Origin of the sequence: Spirosoma sp. 48-14 (assembly GCF_001898575.1) — a bacterium.
In the GTDB taxonomy this organism is placed as follows: Bacteria; Bacteroidota; Bacteroidia; order Cytophagales; family Spirosomataceae; genus Spirosoma.
Genome location: NZ_MKUD01000027.1, coordinates 110,759 through 132,356, shown reverse-complemented (window position 1 = coordinate 132,356; position 21,598 = coordinate 110,759). Strand labels below are relative to the sequence as shown.

At 50.1% G+C, this 21,598-nt stretch carries 9 protein-coding genes; all 9 read left to right on the top strand.

Going from position 1 to position 21,598, the window contains the following annotated elements; translation table 11 throughout:
* The first annotated feature begins 5 nt into the window (after nt 1–5).
* Nucleotides 6–1,919, top strand: coding sequence for a tetratricopeptide repeat protein (locus BGO59_RS16145; RefSeq protein ID WP_293684659.1), 1,914 nt, complete (start codon nt 6–8; stop codon nt 1,917–1,919).
* A gap of 2 nt (nt 1,920–1,921) precedes the next feature.
* Nucleotides 1,922–3,844, top strand: coding sequence for a tetratricopeptide repeat-containing sensor histidine kinase (locus tag BGO59_RS16140; RefSeq protein WP_293684658.1), 1,923 nt, complete (start codon nt 1,922–1,924; stop codon nt 3,842–3,844).
* A gap of 113 nt (nt 3,845–3,957) precedes the next feature.
* Nucleotides 3,958–4,434: a DUF6252 family protein gene (locus BGO59_RS16135; RefSeq protein ID WP_293684657.1), complete on the top strand. Its 477-nt coding sequence runs from the start codon at nt 3,958–3,960 to the stop codon at nt 4,432–4,434.
* A gap of 4 nt (nt 4,435–4,438) precedes the next feature.
* Nucleotides 4,439–5,065 carry a response regulator transcription factor gene (locus BGO59_RS16130; RefSeq protein ID WP_293684656.1) on the top strand — a complete coding sequence of 209 codons (627 nt, stop codon included), beginning with the start codon at nt 4,439–4,441 and terminating at the stop codon, nt 5,063–5,065.
* A 139-nt stretch (nt 5,066–5,204) separates the two neighbouring features.
* On the top strand, nt 5,205–7,382 hold the full coding sequence (locus BGO59_RS16125; RefSeq protein WP_293684655.1) for a prolyl oligopeptidase family serine peptidase: 2,178 nt from the start codon (nt 5,205–5,207) through the stop codon (nt 7,380–7,382).
* A gap of 274 nt (nt 7,383–7,656) precedes the next feature.
* Entirely contained in the window at nt 7,657–9,351 is a 1,695-nt protein-coding gene (locus BGO59_RS16120; RefSeq protein WP_293684654.1) for a hypothetical protein, read from the top strand.
* Nucleotides 9,335–17,506 carry a hypothetical protein gene (locus BGO59_RS16115; RefSeq protein WP_293684653.1) on the top strand — a complete coding sequence of 2,724 codons (8,172 nt, stop codon included), beginning with the start codon at nt 9,335–9,337 and terminating at the stop codon, nt 17,504–17,506. The genes BGO59_RS16120 and BGO59_RS16115 overlap by 17 nt, the downstream gene beginning before the upstream one ends.
* Nucleotides 17,491–19,518: a hypothetical protein gene (locus BGO59_RS16110; protein WP_293684652.1), complete on the top strand. Its 2,028-nt coding sequence runs from the start codon at nt 17,491–17,493 to the stop codon at nt 19,516–19,518. The genes BGO59_RS16115 and BGO59_RS16110 overlap by 16 nt, the downstream gene beginning before the upstream one ends.
* 48 nt (nt 19,519–19,566) lie before the next feature.
* A partial coding sequence (locus tag BGO59_RS16105; RefSeq protein WP_293684651.1) for a fibronectin type III domain-containing protein occupies nt 19,567–21,598 on the top strand: 2,032 nt, incomplete at its 3' end.

Here is a 21,598-nt window from a genome sequence, read left to right as displayed (position 1 = left end):
GGTCAATGAGAAACCGCCGACGATACGTATTGAGCTTTGTGCTAAGTCAGTTGCTGACAGTGTCGGTGTGGGCGCAGCCGACTGCTACGTCCGATTCGCTGCTACGTTATCTGCGCACGGCTAAGCAGGACACGACCTATGTGCGGGCGGCCAATGAGTATGCGTGGTGGCTAATCAATCACATTGACAATTTAGACCGGGCCGATTCGCTACTCAATCAGATGGAAGATCTTGCAAAACGTCTGAATGATTCAATGGGGCTTGGACGCGTCTACTTCTACAAAGGACGGGTATATCAGCGTCGCCCCGAAAGCGAAAATATCGCCCTTGCCCTGGCTTACTTTCAAAAAGCCTATAACGTGGCTGTAAAATCGCATTTGCCACCAACCGAGTTACAACGGGCATTAACCGGTATCGGAGAGTCGTATTCGGTTAGTAATCAACCTGAGAAAGGACTTGTTTATCTTTTAAAGGCTATTCAGGTTACAGAACGCCATAAATTAACAGATTATGTTACGCTGGCTTATGGGCAGGTTGGTGATATCATGAACGCGATGGGAAATCAACAGCGTGCTTATGAGTACTATCAGAAAGCCTATGCACTTGCTTATTCAGATAAGGATAAGTATCTGGTACTCGATGCTGAAAGTAGAATGGCCTATATATTAGAGGTAAAAGGTGAGTATCGACAGGCCTTGAGCCACCTGCATAAGGCGCTGGCTTGGGCGGATAAATATGGAAATTTATATTGGAAAATACAGTTGTGGAATAGTGCTGCCTACTGCTACAGACAATTGGGTCTAAACGAGCAGGCTTTCCATTATTTAAAACTGGCAGAACGGTATGCTCCCGGCGATAAGCCACAATCTCAGATGGCTACAAGTAGAGAATTTGGCGATTACTATAGCGCTTTGGGTAACTATCAGAAAGCCGAGTACTACTATCTAAACGCATTAAAGTTAGCTGTCGAACTGGTCGAAACGAGTAACGAGCGAGATATTACCTCAAGATTAGCCAGGCTTTATCACCAAACCCATCAATACGAAAAAGCGCACCCGTATCTGATACGTTTGCTGACTCTGAACGACTCTTTATATTCTTTGCAAAATGCTGTCCGGCTCCGCGATCTGGAAACAAAACTCGAAACAGAAAAACGGGAGAATCAAATCAGACTCCTGGATCAGCAAAAACAGAGTGCTCAGTTTCAACGGAACGCCTGGATTGTAGGCGCATTGTTGTTGGTGGTGCTAGCCGCAGCCATTAGCGCCTGGCTATTGAACCGGGCCAAAGTCCGGCGATTACAGGAAGCCCAAACGCTACGCCAGCAAATCGCCCACGACCTCCACGATGAGGTGGGTAGTACGTTATCCAGCATCTCCATGCTCAGTGGGCACACTGATACCTTACTCCGTCAGAATCGACCGGAACAGGCCCAGAAAACCGTCCAGAAAATTTACACCGATGCCCGACAGATCCTCGAATCCATCGACGAAATTATCTGGACTATCAATCCGGGAAACGATACGTTGCACCGCATTGCTCTACGCCTTCAGGAGTATGCCCAACCGTTGATGGAGTCCAAAGGAATTGTTTTGCACTTCTTGGCTGACTCCTCGCTGGACGACCATCCCGTTTCGATGGAAGTAAGGCGCAGTTTGTATCTAATTGGCAAGGAGGCCATCAATAACCTGGTAAAGTACTCCCAGGCCACACAGGCAACGGTTCGCTTCGAGAAACACGACAACCAGCTACGAGTGCTGATTGAAGACAATGGCCAAGGGTTTGATACGGCTCAACAAAGTGGACGAACGGGTCAGGCCAGCATGAAACAGCGAGCGCTGGCAATGGGTGGTTCATTGGAGATACGGTCAATGCCAAAAGAGGGGACGCGTCTGATTTTAACTACGTCACTGACTTGACAATGAAACGAAATCGGCACCTATTGTGTGGCCTGGTCGTTCTTCTGACGATTCTTACCTGTAAGGGCCAGGTATACACCGTGAGTGGTGCTGATTCGTTACGACGTTTCCTGCAAACGGCTAAACAAGACACCGTTAATGTCCGGGCCGCTTGCCAATACGCTCAATGGCTCTATAGAATCAGAGAGTTGGATAAAGCCGATTCGCTGCTCAAGCGTACTGAAGTTTTAGCGGTACGTTTACACGATGCTATGGGTTTGCAACAGGTGTATTCCCATTTTGGCAATGTTTACATGTTACGTCCGGGAAGTACACATCTTCCTAAGGCAAAGGCGTATTTCGAGAAAGCGCGGCAGATCATAATCAGAAATCATTTACCTCCTGCGGAATTACTTCTGGCGTTAACGGGGATTGGCGAAGCCTGCTATTTCAGTCATCAACATGAACCTGCGCTTACCTATTTCTTAGCGTCAATTCGGCTCACCGAGCAGTATCGCCTGACGAACAATGTTACCCGTGCTTATCTGGGTGTTAGTGAGATTATGGGAATATTAGGCCGGAGTAAAGAGCGAGACGACTATGCTCAAAAAGCATATGCTATTGCTTACCACGACCAGAATAAAATGATGATATTCTGGGCAGAAGGCACTATGACGGCATTACTCAAACGTCAGCATAACTATAAAGAGGCTATAAATCACCTAGTCAAAATACTTCCCTACACGGATCAGCTTCTATTCAAATCCTGGAAAATCAATATCTATTTAAATATTGGTGATTGCTATAACCAACTTAATCAACCTGCCAATGCATTGCGCGCCCTCAAATTAGCGGAGCAGTATACTCAGGGAACGAGTTTCAGAGCACACGATATGGATAGGCTAAATGTCAGTTTTGCACTGGGACAACACTATCTAACCCATCAAAACTACCGTCAGGCAGAACCCTATTTCCTGAAAAGCTTGAAAATTGCCCAACAATTAAAGGAGCCACTCGATGAACTGGATGCCAGCGAAGGATTATCGAAAGTGTATGCAAAACTGCATCAGTACGACAAGGCCTATCACTTCCAGATGACTTTTAGTAAACTGAACGATTCACTGTTTTCCTATAAGGCTACCCAGAAAACGCGTGATTTACTGACCAAAGCCGAAACCGAGAAACGGGATGCGCAGGTGAAGTTATTAAATGAACAGAAGCAAAGCGCTCAATTTCAACGTAATGCGTTCCTGATTGGTGGCCTTTTAGTACTGATTCTTGGCGTACTTTTGTCGGCCTGGCTCCTGAACCGGGCCAAAGTCCGGCGACTTCAGGAAGCCCAAACGCTACGCCAGCAGATTGCCCACGACCTCCATGATGAGGTGGGTAGTACCTTATCGAGTATCTCCATGCTCAGTGGCCATACCGATACGCTGCTCCGTCAGAATAAACCGGAACAAGCCCAGAAAACCGTCCAGAAAATTTACACCGACGCTCGTCATATCCTCGAAGCCATCGATGAAATTATCTGGACCATCAATCCCGGTAATGACTCCTTGCACCGCATTGCCCTACGCCTACAGGAATACGCCCAGCCCCTGATGGAATCCAAAGGAATTGTTTTGCACTTCTCGGCTGACTCCTCGCTGGACCATTATCCCGTTTCGATGGAAGTACGTCGAAACCTGTATCTGATTGGCAAAGAAGCGATTAATAATCTAATCAAATACTCACAGGCAACCCAGGCGACCCTACGATTTGAGCTTCAGAACGATCAGCTTATGGTACTGATTGAAGATAATGGACGAGGATTTGACACGGCTCTAGCCAGTCAACGAACAGGACAGAGTAGTATGAAACAGCGGGCCCTGGCTATGGGCGGCACATTAGCCGTACAATCAACACCTGGGCAGGGCACTCGCTTACAACTGATTATGAACCCGTGAGAATCATACATTTATCCGATTTTTCAGCATAGGCCGACAAGCTACTTTTGTTGAGTAAGTAACGGCGGCTAAGGAACCTGCCCGGATTACTTCTCAACGCACAAGCTTATCGTATGAAAACGCACAAATTAGTCTGGATGCTTGCCCTGGTTGCCAGTTCACTAGCTTGTAGTAAGAAGGAAGATAGTAGTGTTACACCAGCCAGCAAAGGCATGGTAACTGCTTCAGTAGACGGTCAATCGTTTACATCCGAACAAGCAACATCGACCTATAACAAAACGACCAAAGACCTAACACTGGTTGGCTATAACAGTGTGCACATGATGGGCTTTACACTCGAAAAACTAACAGGCCCCGGTACAATTACACTGGTTGATATTAGCAAAACGGGAAGCACAGGGAGTTATGTAGATGTGAAAACCAATACGACCTATTCTAATAAAGAAGGACGAACCGGTACGGTTACCGTAACAAAATTTGATGGAGCTACAGTCGAAGGTACCTTTTCAATGAAAGTCTATAATCTCCAGCAAAAAAAAGAAGTTGTACTGACCAATGGTACCTTTAAAGTACCTGTAGAAGCTATTTAGGCCTATGATTCGAGTGTCTATTTTCGACGATAATGACTCACTGCGGGAAACCCTCGCGCTGATTTTCGAAGCTACCGACGATCTGATTGTAACGGGGCAATACCCCAATGCGCTCAAGGCTGTAGAGGTGGTGAATCATACCCAGCCGGATGTCATTCTGATGGATATCGATATGCCGGGCCGAACGGGAATCGAAGCCGTACAGCTCATCCGCGAGCAGACCACCCGTCCGAAAATCCTGATGCTCACCGTCTTTGAAGATGTCGAACGAATTTTTGCAGCGATCTCTGCCGGAGCAGTTGGCTACCTGCTCAAGAAAACCCCCGCCGACAAAATCATCGACGCGATTCGTGAAGTCATGTCTGGCGGAGCGGCTATGACCCCTTCCATCGCTCTAAAAGTACTACAGGCTTTCCAGCAGCCCAAACCGACCGACTTTTCGCTCACGGATAAAGAAAAAGAAGTCTTAAAACGACTGGTAGAAGGCGACAGCTACAAACTCATCGCTCACCACTGCGATATCAGCATGGGTACGGTTCGCACGCACATTGTCAATATCTACGAAAAACTGCACGTCAACTCCAAATCCGAAGCGGTAGCCAAAGCCCTGAAAACGGGGCTGTTTAAATAAATATCAGCGTAGAACGAGCTGCTATCGAGCCGATGAATTGCCGTTCACTCAAAATGGCCGACACTATAGTAGTATACGTAGCGAATCAGGCTATGTTTATTATACGTATAACTAGCTGACCTCTAACCAATTGTTCACCATGAAGATTTCTTTGTATACGATTGTATCTCTGTTTGTCAGTCTGACGGTACAGGCGCAGGTATCCGTTAACACGAGTCTACCGGCTACGCCCAAAAGACCCGTTACGGACACATATTTTGGTAAAAAAATCATTGACAATTATCGCTGGCTCGAAGATATGAGCAGTGCTGAAGTCAAGGACTGGTTCAAGGCCCAGGGCGATTACACCAACGCCATGCTGGCGCAGATTCCCGGTCGCGACAAGCTCATTCAGACCTTTGTGGACTATGATAAACGGCTCCCCATCCGATATGGTGAAATCAGGAAACGAGGAAACACCTATTTCTATCGCAAAACCCTTCCTAACGAAAACGTCGGTAAACTCTACTGCCGCGAAGGAAAAACCGGGCCCGAAAAACTGATCTTCGATCCAACGGCATCGAGTCAGGGCAAAACCTACGCCATGAGCGCCTTTACCCCTAGCCCAGACGGAAAACTTCTGGTCATTGGTCTACAGGAAGGCGGTGCCGAACTGTCGACCTTACGAACCATGGACGTAGCCACCAAAACCTTCCGCCCCGAAAGCATCACGGCTGTTTTTGGCGGAGGCATCGACTGGTTGCCCGACAACAGTGGCTTCCTATACACTCCTCAAAATTCGAACGACCCCAAGGACCCTAAAGGCAACCTCGATACCAAAGCCCGATTACACAAACTAGGCACCAGCCCCGGCAGCGACCCTGAATTATGGTCACGTGCTAAAAACCCCGACATGGGCATTCGGCCCGACCAATACCCGATTATGTATTTTTCGGGTGATTATACGCAGGTCTATGGCGTCCTGTCGTCAGTAGATCGGCGGCTTGATGCCTGGATGACGTCTCCAGCCGATCTTACGAAATCGGCTATTGGCTGGAAACGTGTAGCTGCCCCCTCCGACAGCATCAACGATTTTTACAAGATTGGCAATCGACTGTACTTGCTGAGTGTCAAAAATGCACCGAATGGCCAAATTCTGGAAACGGACGCGAGCAATCCAAATCTGGCGAAGGCGACCGTTCTGCTCCCTGAAAGCCAACGGAATATTACCCGGATTATAGCAACGAAAGACTTTTTGTTCGTCACGTTGAGTGATGGCATCAACGAGAAAATCCGGCAGTATAATCCCAGCACGAAACAATGGGCCGATGTACCCATCCCAGGCACAGGCACTACTGGTATTGAACCCTACGACGCTGCAGGTAGCAATGAGGTATTCGCCTACATAACCTCCTGGAATAACCCTGGTACTGCCTACGACTTTGACCCATCCACCCGGAAAATAGCGGTTAGTACCTTCGATGTACAGCCCAACTATCCAGGCGTGGCTGATCTGGTGGTTGAAGAGCTCGAAATTCCGGGGCATGATGGGGTGATGATACCGCTCTCGCTGGTCTATCGAAAAGGACTTAAGCGCGATGGCAGCGCGGTCTGTTTTATGACCGGCTATGGTGCCTACGGCATATCGGCCACCCCTTATTTTAGCAGGCGGATTCTGGCCCTGCTGAATCAGGGCGTCATCATCGCCGAAACCCATCCGCGTGGGGGCTCCGAAAAAGGGCAGAAATGGTATCGGGCAGGTTTTCAGACAACCAAGCCCAACACCTGGAAGGATTTCATTTCGAGTGGTGAATACCTCGTTAAACACAAATACACAAGCCCGCAACACCTCATTGGTGAAGGCACGTCGGCAGGAGGGATTCTTATTGGCCGGGCCATCACCGAGCGACCCGATCTGTTTGCCGCTGCCATCAGCAACGTAAGCTGCTCTAATGCCCTTCGTATGGAAGACTCACCCAATGGCCCCGTCAATGCACCCGAGTTCGGCACCGTAAAGGATTCAGTTCAGTGCATGGCGCTCTACGAAATGGATGCCTTCAACCATGTGAAAGAAGGGACCAGGTATCCGGCGGTGATGTGCATCGGAGGGATGAACGATCCGCGCGTTATTGCCTGGCAGCCGGGTAAGTTTGCCGCTGCGTTACAAAACGCCAGTACCTCCGGCAAACCTGTAGTTCTGCAAGTCAATTACGACAATGGCCATTTCACAGAAGACAAAGCCGTAACCTTCCGCAACTTCGCCAACATGTATGCGTTCGCGCTCTGGCAGGCGGGCCACCCCGATTTTCAACCGGCCAAGGCAATCGTGAAGAAGTAACGAAGCCACATAGCGTATTAGCTTTCTATCCACCCAGCAGCCCGGTCTTCAGATCGGGCTGTTTGTTTATCCCTTCAGCGCATGCCGGTATGCGTAAAAATACGCATTAATCAATTCAACAAAGCACCAGCCCAAAAACACAAATATTTGACTATCAGCACAATACAAACAAGACTATTCATCGCGTAGTATCCCTATCATACATTTATCCGATTGATTGGCGCAGCAGGCAAAACTAGCTTTGATACAAGTTTTTTGACCATCTCGTCAGCTCATGCGTCCAACTTTACTTCTTCTCTTTTTCGGGTTCTGGCTGAGTAAGGTAGCATTGGCACAAACCGATGCCCCTACGACGAAATCCCTGCCTGTAAACGTGTCGGGAGGATTGAATGCCTACGCGGGGTTTTATACAGCCAGTGGCATTGCCGCCCGCAACCAACCCTCTCCTTTCGGATTAAGTGGCTCGGTGACTGTTGCGTTGCCCGGTGGTATATCGCTGCCTTTCTCGGCCGTGCTGGGCAATCAGGGCAGTAGTTTCCGGCAACCGTTCAACCAGTTCGGTGTGTCGCCAACCTACAAATGGATCACTGCCCACGCGGGTTATCGGAATGTTTCGTTTTCGCCTTTTACTCTGGCCGGACATACCTTTCTGGGCGGGGGGGTCGAACTAAATCCGGGTAAACTTCGCCTGGGAGCTGTATATGGACGATTCAACAAAGCGATCTCAACCAACCTGGCCGAACCCGACATTATTCCCGCTTATCAACGTACAGGGTATGCGTTAAAAGTTGGGTATGGAAAACCCGGCAATTACGTCGATCTGATCATGCTTCGGGCCAAAGATGATTCGGCTTCGATCACCTCAGCCCCTCAATCCGTTTCTCAAACCGTTACACCTGCCGAAAACCTGGTTGTCGGCCTGACCAGCCGTCTGCTGATTCTAAAACACATCACCATAGAACTCGACGGGGCCGTTAGTGCCTATACCCGCGATGTTCGGAGCACACTGGTTTCGGCCGAAGGGAGTAATGCCATCACGCGCTTGTTCGGCAAACTCATTACCCCTCGCCTGTCGACCCAACTGACCCAGGCAACTCAGGCAGCCATTGGCTACCAGGGCAAAACGGCGGGCATCAAGCTTCAATACAAGCGCATTGACCCCAACTTTCAGACAATGGGCGCTTATTACTTCCAGAGCGACATCGAGAGTTACGCCATTGCCCCAAACCTGTCGCTGCTGGAAGGTAAACTGCGGCTATCTGGAAGTTACGGTATTCAATACGACAATCTGGAGAATAACAAAAACGCCCGCACGGGCCGTACTATTGGCTCGCTGGTGGTTTCGTACAACCCGGCAACGGCTTTCGGTATCGATGTACAGCTTTCCAATTACGGCATTAGCCAGCAGGCGGGTCTTCGGCCAGTCATCGACACACTCCGACTGGCGCAGAATAATCTGTCGGCAACGGTCAATACCCGCTATACGCTGCAAACGGAAGATGTAGCGCAGGTTTTTACCCTGACAACCACCTACCAGAAACTGAGCGACCTGAATGCCACTACCGCCAGCCAGACCGAAAACAACAACCTCAACCTGAACCTGGGCTATTTCTACCAGCAAACCACTACCGGCTGGGGCTTCAACGGGATGCTCTCATACACGCAAACGCAGTTGCCCATAGCCGTAGGTGATACCAACCAAACTGTTCGCTTCTTTGGTCCTACGCTCGGAGCAACCCAGTCCTTTCTACAGAAAAAACTATCGACCTCATTCAACGCCAGTTACCTGATCAACCAGCAATCGGGCGTAACGGGTAAGGTACTGACGGCTTCGGTCAATGGCAGTTACCAGATTGCGAAACGACAGACCGTCAACGCATCGCTCAACTACCTGAACTCCAATACGGGTATACAGACACAAACCTTCAACGAACTCAGAGGCAATCTAGGTTATGGTATCTCTTTTTAAATTCGATAAAACACAACGGGGGCGGAGTATTTTGCAACGAGCGCAACGATGCCTGGCGTTCGTTGTATTCATCGTAGCGTTCGTTGCGGTACATACTGCTTTTGCCCAAACGTTCCCGCTACAGGTTCAGGTGAGTGTGATGCCACCTTACAGCGCCTATCTTCAGGATTATCCCGGAGCCGGTCAGCAGGTGCGGGTATTTATCATCAACACCAGCCGGAGTGCCTATCAGATTCGGTTGACAGGCCAGCTTACGGGCGACAACGGCATCGAAATCAAAACGTCGCCCAACTACCGCCCACCCCGCCCGGTTACCATTCCGCCCGGCCAGACCTTACTCTCACGTAACGATCTGGAAGGGCTGTTCGATCTGAACCAGGTGGAGGTGACGGGTATCAACAAAAACCTGCTGGCACGAGGGTTGCCCCTCCCCGACGGAACGTATCAACTCTGTATCCGGGCATACAACGAAACGGCTACCAATACAGCAGCCACCGCCTTTGGTCAGGCTTTATCGGCTGAATTTCCGCTGGGTTGTTCGGCACCGATTGTGGTTCGGTCGGTAGATCCCCCTATCCTGATTTCGCCCCTCTGCGACGCCAACGTAACGGCTACGACTCCGCAGGCTGTTGTGTTTACCTGGACACCTCCCGTTGGTGTTTCGCCCGCATCGGTTGAGTATATCCTTCGAGTGGTTGAACTACCCCAGATAGATGTAGATCCCAATGTATTGATTGACGCTGTTACGTTGCCCAAATCTGGCATCGACGTACGGAACCTGCGCACCAGTACCTTTCTATATGGCCCTACGCAGCCGCCATTGACCGTTGGTAAACGCTACGCCTGGCGCATACAGGCCATCGACCGTTCGGGGAAATTGCATTTTCAGAACGATGGCAAGAGTCCGGTATGTGCATTTACGTATGGTATTATCCCTAAAGAACTGGTCAAACCCGGCGCTGAGTTAGTTCAAACGCCCACAAAAGTCCTTCCGCAAATCGTCGATTCAACGACCATTACTCCCCCAGCCGGAGCCACAGCGGTTGCCATGAAAACCTCAACTGGCAAGCGGGCCGTTAACGTACCCTGTATTGAGCTGAACGCAAAACCGGCAGTTTATGCCGTGGGCGATGGGCAGGAAATTACGTTGAATTGGGCGCCAGAGGTAAGCTTCATGGTAGCACTGGCAAAATCACTCAACGCCTATACATCTGATTCGTCGGCCCGCAAATTACTGAGTACAATTCCTGGCGCAGGTTACCAGGTCCAAATCATCGATGCCAAAACCGGAACGATTGTCTCGAAATTTGACACAAATAAAGAGTTTATCAGCTTTGACCCGGTTAGCCCTCAGCTCGTTGATGCTGCCAAGGGAATTGACAAACGACTCAAATACGGTACGGCATATGTGTATAAGGTGAGCATGGTACTGCCCGCAAATACGCTGGCCCAAATGAAGCTTCCGTCAACGGATTTACTGACCTCCCTTGCCTGTCCTTTCAATCTGGTTCAGAAAGAGCCAAACAAAAAAGGCCTTATCGTACGGGGTGTACTTCGCTATCGGTTCGATAATGGCAAGGCAGAAGATTTTCCGGCGAATAATACGGATGTAAAATTGACGTTTGTTCCGGCTAAACAAGCCCCCAGCACACCTGGATCAGCTCCGCAAATGTACTACGGGAAAACCGACGCCAATGGTTTGTTTGAAGTACCTATCCCTTGGGAAGACGTGCCTACCCTGATGGCGCAAGGGATAGCTTTGGGCGCCAGCGAGCAGCAGTCAAACAGCAAACAAAAAGTTGGGGCCAACGGTAAACCCATAAGTACCACTACGACAGCTGTTACACAAACCCAGCTCTCGTATCAGCTTAGTTTACCCAGTAAGTACTATCAAAATCCCAAAAATCCGTTTTCTTTCTCGTATACGACAGGCGATTCAACGGCGAATGCAGGTAATGTAAAAGTGACAGCCTATGGCTATTCGTTGCGCGTAAACGTCAGCAAGGTGTTCAATTCGGTGTATGCGGTAAAACAGCAGTTTAATAATGGGCAGCAAACGGGTGGATTAAATGCAGGGGGGCCGAATACACAGGTGTACGAAAAATCGGTCGGTTACGCTGTAGATAATACTCAACGTGAACCCCTGTCGGGTATTGAGATGTACCTGTTCCGTAAATCGAAACCGAACTGGATTCCGGCGGTGGAAGGGCAAATTGGACAGAAGAAGCTGGACGATATGGCGCAGGGAGCCGTATTGGTAGCCCAGGGTGTTACGAGCCTGGAAACCGACCTCAATGGCAAGCAGCAGGCCTTTGTCAGGTTCGAGCGGCTCCTGGGGCAAATAAATCCCGGCGATGACTATTATCTGATGGCAAAGCCTGATCCTAAAAAGGGCATTGCACCCGGCATTCAGGTACAATACTTCTACACGGGAGACCAAAGTACGATTACCTCAGCGGGGATTGGCTATTCATCCACGACCGTTAAAGACGGAAAACTGTATGCGGGGGGGTATCAGTCAAAAGATTACATCGCCGATGATCCAAACGCCATTTTTGCGGCCCCTATTGATAAAATTGCGTTTGTTGTACCGCCGACTTCATTATCTGGAATACAGGTAGGGTTGTCCGTAAAAACGGGTAATAAACAGGCTGACGTAAAACTCGGGCAAACGTATTTCGATTTTACGGCGAACTACGGCTTACGATCCTTACTCCCGCCCATGTCGAAGCTTACCGGCCGACTGGTGTATACCTGGCCGGGCGAATCGCAGAAGTTTGTCATGGGAAACATGCCGTTCTCCATCCGGGTTGGCTTTTCCGGGATTCCCGATCAATACAAACCTCACTGGGAGAAAGAAACATTGCCCAGTGGTAAAGTGTGCAATTACTATTATAGTCGCACCCTTACTGTGCTGGGAGCAGATGGCAAAACAGCTCAGCCAATCTCATCAGACGATGGTTTTGTAGCCGCTACCGGGAAGACCGACGCAACCGGAAACTTCTCCATCGATAATGTGATCAACATTTCTCAAAAGGGTAGCTTCAAAGTAAAAATCGGTCCAGAACAAAAGGGGCCTTGCATACCCGATAAGGAAGTTGTAGCGGGTGGGCAAAAGACGACTGGCGTAGCGGGTAAACAACTGGGGCAAAAATTATTTAACGAAGTAGGCAATCCCGATATCTGGTCGAATAAAACCGCCAGTCAGCATGACGTCTACAGCTACGGGAGCCTTGAGTCTGTTAATATGACCAATTCGGTTCAGGAAGCCATGAACAGTAACATGGCCAACTACCAGTCTAATTTTCAGACCACTGATTTTAACGCAGCTAAAGCCTTTTCTCCGATTACAACGAATACCACTAATTCGACGAAGCAGCAGGTTAATAAAAGCAGTAAAGGTGGCCCGTCTGCTTCTGACGACTGGATAACAGAATGGGACGAGAGTGCCGACGGCGATGTAGTAGACCTATATCGTAGTTTCTACATCGAACTACCGACAAACATCTATACCACGCCCAAAAGCAATATTATCGTACAGGCCTTTGAAAGTCAGTCGCTGGGCGAATGTGTATCTACGGTTGTTGGCGGAAAAGGCAGAATTTCGAAAGTAATTCGCTACGCCGACGGGCAGCCTGTAAAAGGTGCACGGGTCGTCATTTTTAAAGCACCAACCTTGAACGGGTACCGACCAGAACAGGAAGGAGACGGAAAAAATCGATACCAGCCACTGCCCTTTTCCTCAAAATCGTCGGTACAGTTTGGCCAGCCATTTCCTTCGTCAGATCCGGTATCCTGGGTAGCAGATGGCTATACCGATGAGTTCGGCGTATTCAAAGCGACGGATGCCCGACTGCTCGACGTAGGTGGAAAAACGGAGGATTGGTATGGCTATGGATACAACTCTATAGCAGGGGTCCCTTATAGCTACTATGTCATGCCCAAAGAAGATGACATCAATTATTTTCAGGCCGTTATCAAGGATTATGATAACACGATAAAGATTGTGGATGGGCCGTCTCGACTGATAGTCCGCCTGGTTGACCGGACGACCAAGAAAGGCATTAAAGGCAACGTTCGGGTCAACAATGCGAAGACGGCTTCTAATGGACAGCAGACCATAAACAACGTCGTTTTAGATAAGATACCGACCGATGCCAACGGCTATTTAGAAATAATGGCCACCGATCTGGGCTTCGATAAAAGCGCAAAAGAAACACGACAGTATGGCATTTCTGTTACTGTCCCCGGCTACCATGTTGACACAGCGGCCGCCGTAATCGTGACAGGAAGCATCCACTCCATTGGCGATCAGTACTTAATCAATGTGCCTTTACAGCCAAATGTCACATTAACGGGCAAAGTACAGGGGCCCAAGATGGTTAAAAACGTCGATGGTACAATTGCTGAAAGTAGCACCCTAATAGGCCTGCCGAGCTTCATCCATCGAATGACCGACAACGCTGTATTTGAGACGGAACCCGATGGCAGTTTCACCGTGGCGGTAGCGAGTTCGAAAACCGAAAAGATCATTGTAGAACCTCGCGATCTCGGCTATTTCCCTGATACGCTTACGCTAAATGACCTGCCAGCCAGTGGCACTAAACCGCTCGGCACGCTGACCATGAAACGCGTTAAGCACCGCATTCGCGTCGAGACGTATGCAGGTTCATCGTTTACCGCCAACAACCTGCTATCGAACGTAACCGTCCAACTCAACGACCTGAAGCCTCAGCCTACCCAGGCTGGCAAAGCCGAGTTCGATTTTGAGAATATCTCGGTTACTAATTTTACGGTAAAAGTGACCGGGCCCTCTACGCTCAACTACATTCCGCAGGTTTTTGAGATACAGAACTCAGAGTCGAAGGGGTACATTACGTACAAAGTAGGTATGAAGCTCGGCGCGTTCGTCGACGGTAAAGTCACACTCGATGGGCAGCCCATAGCCAATGCCCGCGTCTATCTCGATTACCAGAACGCCCTCTCCGACCAGCCCGTTTCGCTGACAGCCGGTGGCAGTACCAATGCTGATCAGACCGTTGGGGATAACCTGATCCAAACGTTTTCGGCGGATGGCAAAACAACTCAAATTGGCTACTATGTCCTGCGTGGAATACCCGTCACAAGCGGCCCCGTTACGTTGCGAGCTACCCTTAGTCTGCCTGGCAAAACCATTGTTGGTCAAACGAAAACCGTTACGTTAGTCAATGGCAAGGCTACCACTGACTTTGCACTGACCTCTTTCAATGGCGCACTGGTGAAGAGTGTTTTGGGCTTCCCGCTTACGGTAGAAGACCTGACAACAAAATCAGATGGCACACTGGAAGTGACAGGACAGGTCAATCTCAAAGCCGGACAAACGGGTTTTGGCTGGTTACCTGGCAGCGAAGTAACACGCATCCGCAAAATACCCTACAAAATAGTCGATGCCAACGGCCAGAAAATAGCGGTGCCCGTCAGCAACGACATTGAACTGGAAGGAGTAGCGGCTCTAAAATTCCGGTATGTGGATCGGTATAATGTGCGTGTTGCCGATAGCAAGAGCACACTCGATACGCCACAGCCACTTCATCTGACGGCTGACGGTAGCGGTCGGGGGCAACTGAATGGCCGAGTACAGGTGGTTGATAATTCGTTTAATTACCCGAGCACGTACCTAAGTTTTGACGGAAAGAACAATGAAAACTTTTACTTAGCCAACTCGGTGAAAGCGTCGGCCAACGCATCCCCAAATAATAAGTCTGATGTAGATGATGCCAGCAATTATATTGTCGACAACCTGATCAATGTACTAACAGCCTCTACCACCGATGCTGGTTTCCAGGCCAATGCCCCTAATCCGAAAGCGTCTGCTCCCGCCAAATATTTCCTCACCGACCGAGCCGGAGGCAGCGTAAACTTCTCCTTTGTACAAGTACCAGCCCGGGCTTTACCGATTGGTTCGTATATCGACCCTGCCGATAAGCAGTTCCACCTGAACATCCGTATGAATTTCAATATTCAGAACGCGCAGCCCGATAAGTTCACGGTAGATATCGATGAGGTGGTGCTCGACGAGAAGGAAATTAAGCCTAAAGATGGTACTGCACCACTTGAGTTACAGTTTGAAAAATGGAAGCTACAGGTAAAAAGCTGGAAACTCGATCCAAAAGAAGGCGGCATCACGGCTCAGGACCCGGAGGCTAAGCTAAACCGGATTGTGATGCGCACGGGCAGTATTGACATTCCGTTCGATGAGTTTATTCTTCGCTACAACCAGTTTAACATGGGCAAGCCGGTTATTGGCAATCTGAATGTAGGGGGGGTAGCCACCTTGCAGGTTACTAATCCAGGCGATGCCGTGTTTACCTACGACGTAGGGTTATCGAAAGAAGGTCACTGGAAGATCGGCATCTTTGGGCAGGGTAAAACTCCGGCTGGCATTCTAAAACTGAATAATCTTCCCAGTAGCGATGATTACTCTTTGCTGACCACCAGTACCAATAAAAAACCAACCAAAGAGAAACCTACTGAAGTAGCATTCGATTACATACAATTGCTTAGCAACGACCAGAATATTCTGTCGGTGCAGTCGGGCCAGTCGTTCTTTCTACGAGGCAATCCGTATGCCGCTTTTTCGCCAGCGGGCTTTACCAGTGGAGACGGATTTTTAACGATGGCTGGCGACTTTACGGTTAAGGATGCCCCTCGTATCCCGACAACCCGCCTTCAGTTAGAATACCAAACCGGCCAAGCTGCTCTCTACCGGCCAATTGAAGGATTGTGGCAATTCGAAGGACGCGGCCATACGCAGTTCACAGCCCGGCAAGGACAGAACAATTTAAGCATTACCTCCCGCGATATCGTCATCGACGGGGATGTAGAAGAGCCGGGAGCTACGCCAAAACTTCATGCTTATTTCTGTGCCCGCGCGGGTAGCCAAAATCCATACTGGATACAGGTGCTGAAACAAACCGTTTCAATGTCAAATGCCGAGCGTTTTAAGGTAGATGTTGTGGGAGCGGTGGCAACACAGGCCGACAAAACTGACTGGCAGGCTCCGCTCGCATTCATCGGAGAACTGTACGACGTTGGCCCCAATGACGACGACAAACAAGCCATGATGAAGAAGGCGACGGGCAATGACAAACCCTACTTCTCTGTTTTCACGGTGTACGGCGATATGCACCTGAGTGAACTCGGCAAAGATCAGATCAAGGTAGACAGCCTGACCTCGAAAGGGGGTAATCTGCAAGTTGACAAAAACGGAAAATTCAAGCTGGACGATATGTCCGTATTTGGCTCAGGAGATAATGCCAACGGTAAGTTCAGCATGGATAACAACGGGATGAAGATCGATAAGCTGGATACGCCACTGGGCAGCATGGTGCTTTCCTTCGACTTCGCGACCGGAACCTTACGAGGCAGTATTGATGTCAGTAAAGACGGCAAACCACAAAAGTTAGGCACGTTTTACATCAAGGGGCAGGCCTCCATGCTGATCGATAAAAATGGTTTCTATGTCGTCGGTGCCTTTTCGGCCATGTCGCCTGATATTCCCCCGCCTATTCAGGGCATTTCACTAGGCGTAGCTGTTGGCTGGCGCAACTACGAACCAGATGCCATAGTCGTCCTGAAAGGTACATCGAAAGACCCCACCCTGGCCTGCAAGATTAACAGCGATCCGCAAGTTCGTGGCTTTTTCCTCGGCGGAGGAGCTACCCTCTTCCACAAAGAGATTGGCTTCGATGCCGCCGTCGCCAAAGTATGGGCCATTGCCGATGTGTCGCTCTTTGCCAGTGTAAAACTGGACATTCCCAGCACCCAGCTACAATTCTCTGCCGGAGTCGTCGCCTACGGCGAACTGGGAGTCAGCGTCCTTTGCGCGTCGGCCAAGGCAACCGTAAATCTGTGGGGCGATATGAGCGGAACACTAAGTGTTTCGCCAGTAGGAGCTGGCTTTAAAGCAACTATCGGCGCTGAATTCACGGCTAAAGTCGATCCCTGCAAACTCGGAGATGGCATTAGTGTCACAAAATCACTAGCGCTCATTGGCGCCGTGCGGATTGGCTCCTGCAAACAGGGGAAAACGTTCGACTTCGATTTCGTCAATGAGAATGGCGGTGCTAACGAAAACTGTAACCATTTAGGTGAACCATTATGTACAACTCCCTAATAACCCTACTTTTTGGCCTGATTAGCCTGCTTATCAGCTACACAGCAGCAGCGCAGCAGCTCACGGCCTCTCCGGGTAGTACTGGTATTTATCTATCGGCGGGGAAACAACTGCCTAAAACATTCCGCTACCGGCTCGACCGTAGTGTGGCGGGACAGAATGTATGGTCGCCTATTGCCGAGCTTTATTTCCCACGAAACAACGACGAGTTTGCAGGCCGGCTCAACGAAGCTGTAACGCAACTCCCGGCTGGCCCAATTGAATTTCCTAATCGGTCATTAGCCAGGGCTCGCTACGATCTGCTGCGTACGGCCCAGACCATTGATTCACTGCTGGCTTTTTCGTCGGTACCACACTACCAGATTGCGGCCGGTGTAGGCTTCTGGGATGCAACTGCCACAGCCAATACATCCTATGATTACCGCCTGACCCGGCTGGATAGCCGCACTGGAACCACACCCACGGCAGGGAGCGAAACCATCACCCGGAATGTTCGCTATCCAGGTAGCTATCCCAGTTCTACTTTTGCCATTGATACAGCTTACGCCAACGGCCCCAGCGCCACATTGGAATATACGCTAACCAACGGTCGCCAGCCCGATGTGCTGGAGGTGTACCGAGCTTACTACTTACAGGGTAGTTACGAACGCATTCCGGCTACGTTTTATCCAAATGGCACCGCCACCGGAGGCATGCGTTACAAAGTAATTGATGCCAACGTAACGGATAAATTATCATACGCGTATTACATCGTTCCAGGCGATTATTTGGGCAACCGAGGCACGCCATCACCCGTCTATAATCTGTATAATGCCCGGCAGAATCAGGTCACCAGCATGGCCTATAACTTCCGGGTACGGAGTGTAGCGAAAGAACGTGGCTTACGGCTCAGTTGGCGGGTACCACCTTCCCGCGAAATTTCCTCCATCGACATTTTCCGGGGCGACGATTTCGATAAAACGTTTGTGCGATTAACCAGCATGGGCATACGCGATACGGTATACATCGACCGGGCCGTCGATCCGGTAAAGACTTATTTCTATACCATTGTGGTTAATACGGTTTATGGAAAAACCTTCCCATCAGCTCGGGTTCCGGGTATCCTGGAAGGCGTCGATCCGAACAACCATCCGCCTACGGCCTTTGTAGGTAAGCAAAAGGGTAGAGTTGTAACGCTAAGCTGGAACCGGCCTAATGCCAATATATATGGATATTACCTATACCGATCGAACCGCTACAACGATCCTAAACCACAGCAAGTTGGGTCAATCATTCTAAAACGGGACTCAGTTGTCACCGTTACAGATACGCTCCCTGACCAGGCATCTGATCTGTGGATTTATTCAGCCGCATCAGTGAATACGTCGTATAACATCAGTGCCCTGTCAGAACGTGCTACGTTCCGAGGTCGTACATCCACGATACAGCCTCCGCCTGATCTGACGGTTCGGTTACGGAATAACAAAGTCGCCCATCTAATCTGGACAAATATGATTCAGCGCGGCTTACCGACTCAGGGCTACCAGGTATATCGAAAAGAAACCAGTCTGGATGGTAACGTATCCGATTGGCAACCGTTAACGAAGCGGCCAATTCCTCCAACCACTAATTTCTATGCAGATTCAACCATTCAGCCGGGCCGGAGTTATCGTTACGCTGTGCGGTCTGTTGGGGCCGAAGCTGATCAACTAAGCGACTTGAGCCCTGAAGCAGGCTGTACGGTCGCCGAAATACAGTTGGCATCCATACGAAATCTGCGCGCCATCCAAACCGGAAAATCCATTCTCATCCAATGGGATACTCCATTCGATCCATCAATTGAACGCTTAGTTGTTTATCGGGGTGAAACCGGCCAACCCTTCCAGCGCCTGAAAGAACTCAGCCGCACTGCTACCCAATTTTCAGACGAAAGTCCAGCCGCCAGGAGAACGTACTACTACCGAATCGTAAGCGAAGACCTCCGGAAATCACAAAACCGAAACCCTGATACAGTAGGCATTTACGTCGAGTAAACGAGTATTGTAGCAACCTGTCTGCGTCAACATTGATGCCCAATAGCCATGAAATCACGCATAGATTTTTCCGTTCTGATCTTGGTGCTATTGGCATCAACGCATCTGTTTGCTCAATCCAACGCACCTGCTAACCTACGACAAACGGCCGTTACCTATAACCAGATCGACCTGGCCTGGGACGACAAATCGACCAACGAAAGCAAGTTTGAGATTGAACGACTCGGTTTAGCCGGCAGCTATATCAAGATTGGCGAAGCAGCAGCCAATACGCCATCCTATCAGGACAAATCCGTCACCAGTCAGAATACGTATAGTTACCGGGTTCGGGCCGTATTGGCTACCGGGGCGACTACAACCTACTCCAACGTACTTACTGTTTCTACCCCTCAGGAGCCACCCGGAACGCCAAGCAGTCTAACAGCCATTTTGCAAAATGGTAGTGTCGTTCTTAGCTGGAGTAATGGCTCTGGCAGCACAGCCACGAGCTACCGGGTTGAACGGTCGGTACAGGGCGGAGCGTATAGCCTCTACCAGACCGTTCAGTACAGCCGGACCCCTAGCCTGACCGACAACGGTGTTCAGGGCGGCCAGCAGTATTGCTACCGGGTACAAGCCATCAACGGGGGTGGTTCGTCGGGCTATGCTGGCCCCGCCTGCCAGACCATCCCGCTATCGCCAACGAATATCAAAAACCTAATCGCCACCACCCTAAGCAGTAGTTCGATTAAACTAAACTGGACACCCTACGGCAAAGAGTCGGGCATTACCATTGAACGACGTAAAGGCCAATCGGGCAATTTCGACAAGATCAAAGACTGGCTGGCCGATAGTGGTGAATTTATTGATACGGGTCTGGAGTCGAACACCGAGTACTGCTACCGTATTGGTGAAAGTGGGCATGAGTATTCGGCCATTGTCTGTAAAACCACCTCTCAGAGCGTTCCGACTGCCCCTGCCCGAATGCAGGCACAAGCAATTGCCTATAACCGAATCGATCTGCAATGGGCCGATCTGAGTAACAACGAATCCCGCTTCGAGATTGAACGGGCCACGGGCAGCTCAACAGCTTCCTATACTAAAATCGCAGACGTAGGCCCGAACACGCAGACGTACAGTGATCAGAGCGTTCAGCCCAATACGCAATACTGCTACCGGGTGCGTGCTGTTAATGACGCCGGTGCCAGTGGCTATACCGATCCGTCGGCCTGTGCAATCACACCCGCCCCCCCAGCCGGTGTTCCGCAAAATCTAAAGGCTGTTGCTACGTCTACTACGCAGATAAGTCTGTCGTGGGATGCTGTTGCCGGGGCCAGTGGGTATCAACTCGAACGAAGCCCGAATGGCACAGATGGCTGGCAACAGATCGGCCCCTCCCCTGCTACAGCCACTACGTTTGTCGATAATGGCCGAACCCCCAACACCCGCTATTACTATCGCGTTCGGGCGCTGAACAGTGCGGGTACGCCCGGCGATTACTCCGGCGTTGTGAATGCGATTACGCCCGATGTGCCGCCTGCTGATCCGGCCCGACTTACTGTTACTTCCTTTACTTACAATCAGGTGAGTCTGCAATGGGCAGATCTTTCCGGCAATGAAACAGGGTTCCAGATTGACCGTAGCCCAGACGGCACGAGCTGGAATAAGATTGGCGATGCGGGGCAAAATGCAACTACCTACACCGACCAGAGTGTGGCTCCGCAAACGCATTATTACTACCGGGTTCGGGCCGTGAACGGAGCTGGTTCGTCGGGACCATCCAATGTGGTTGACGTAACCACACCCACCGGACCACCTATTGCGGCTCAGGATCTGAAAGCCACGGCGACATCTACTACACAGATCAGCCTAAGCTGGAGCGCCATTCCTAATGCGGCCAGTATCATAATCGAACGCAGCCTGGACGGAACAAGTAACTGGAATTCGGTTACGACCGTATCAGGTTCAATAACGAGTTATACCGACAACGGCCTGACACCCAATACCCGGTATTATTACCGAATCCGGGCCACTAATGCCAGCGGAACGGGACAGAATAGCAACGTTGCAAATGCCATCACGCCCGATGTGCCACCTGCCG

Excerpts from the sequence above, each read along its gene's own strand:
- BGO59_RS16140 (WP_293684658.1), top strand. The coding sequence starts at position 1,922 with ATGAAACGAAATCGGCACCTATTGTGTGGCCTGGTCGTTCTTCTGACG.
- BGO59_RS16145 (WP_293684659.1), top strand. The coding sequence starts at position 6 with ATGAGAAACCGCCGACGATACGTATTGAGCTTTGTGCTAAGTCAGTTG.
- BGO59_RS16135 (WP_293684657.1), top strand. The coding sequence starts at position 3,958 with ATGAAAACGCACAAATTAGTCTGGATGCTTGCCCTGGTTGCCAGTTCA.
- BGO59_RS16115 (WP_293684653.1), top strand. The coding sequence starts at position 9,335 with ATGGTATCTCTTTTTAAATTCGATAAAACACAACGGGGGCGGAGTATT.
- BGO59_RS16125 (WP_293684655.1), top strand. The coding sequence starts at position 5,205 with ATGAAGATTTCTTTGTATACGATTGTATCTCTGTTTGTCAGTCTGACG.
- BGO59_RS16110 (WP_293684652.1), top strand. The coding sequence starts at position 17,491 with ATGTACAACTCCCTAATAACCCTACTTTTTGGCCTGATTAGCCTGCTT.
- BGO59_RS16120 (WP_293684654.1), top strand. The coding sequence starts at position 7,657 with ATGCGTCCAACTTTACTTCTTCTCTTTTTCGGGTTCTGGCTGAGTAAG.
- BGO59_RS16130 (WP_293684656.1), top strand. The coding sequence starts at position 4,439 with ATGATTCGAGTGTCTATTTTCGACGATAATGACTCACTGCGGGAAACC.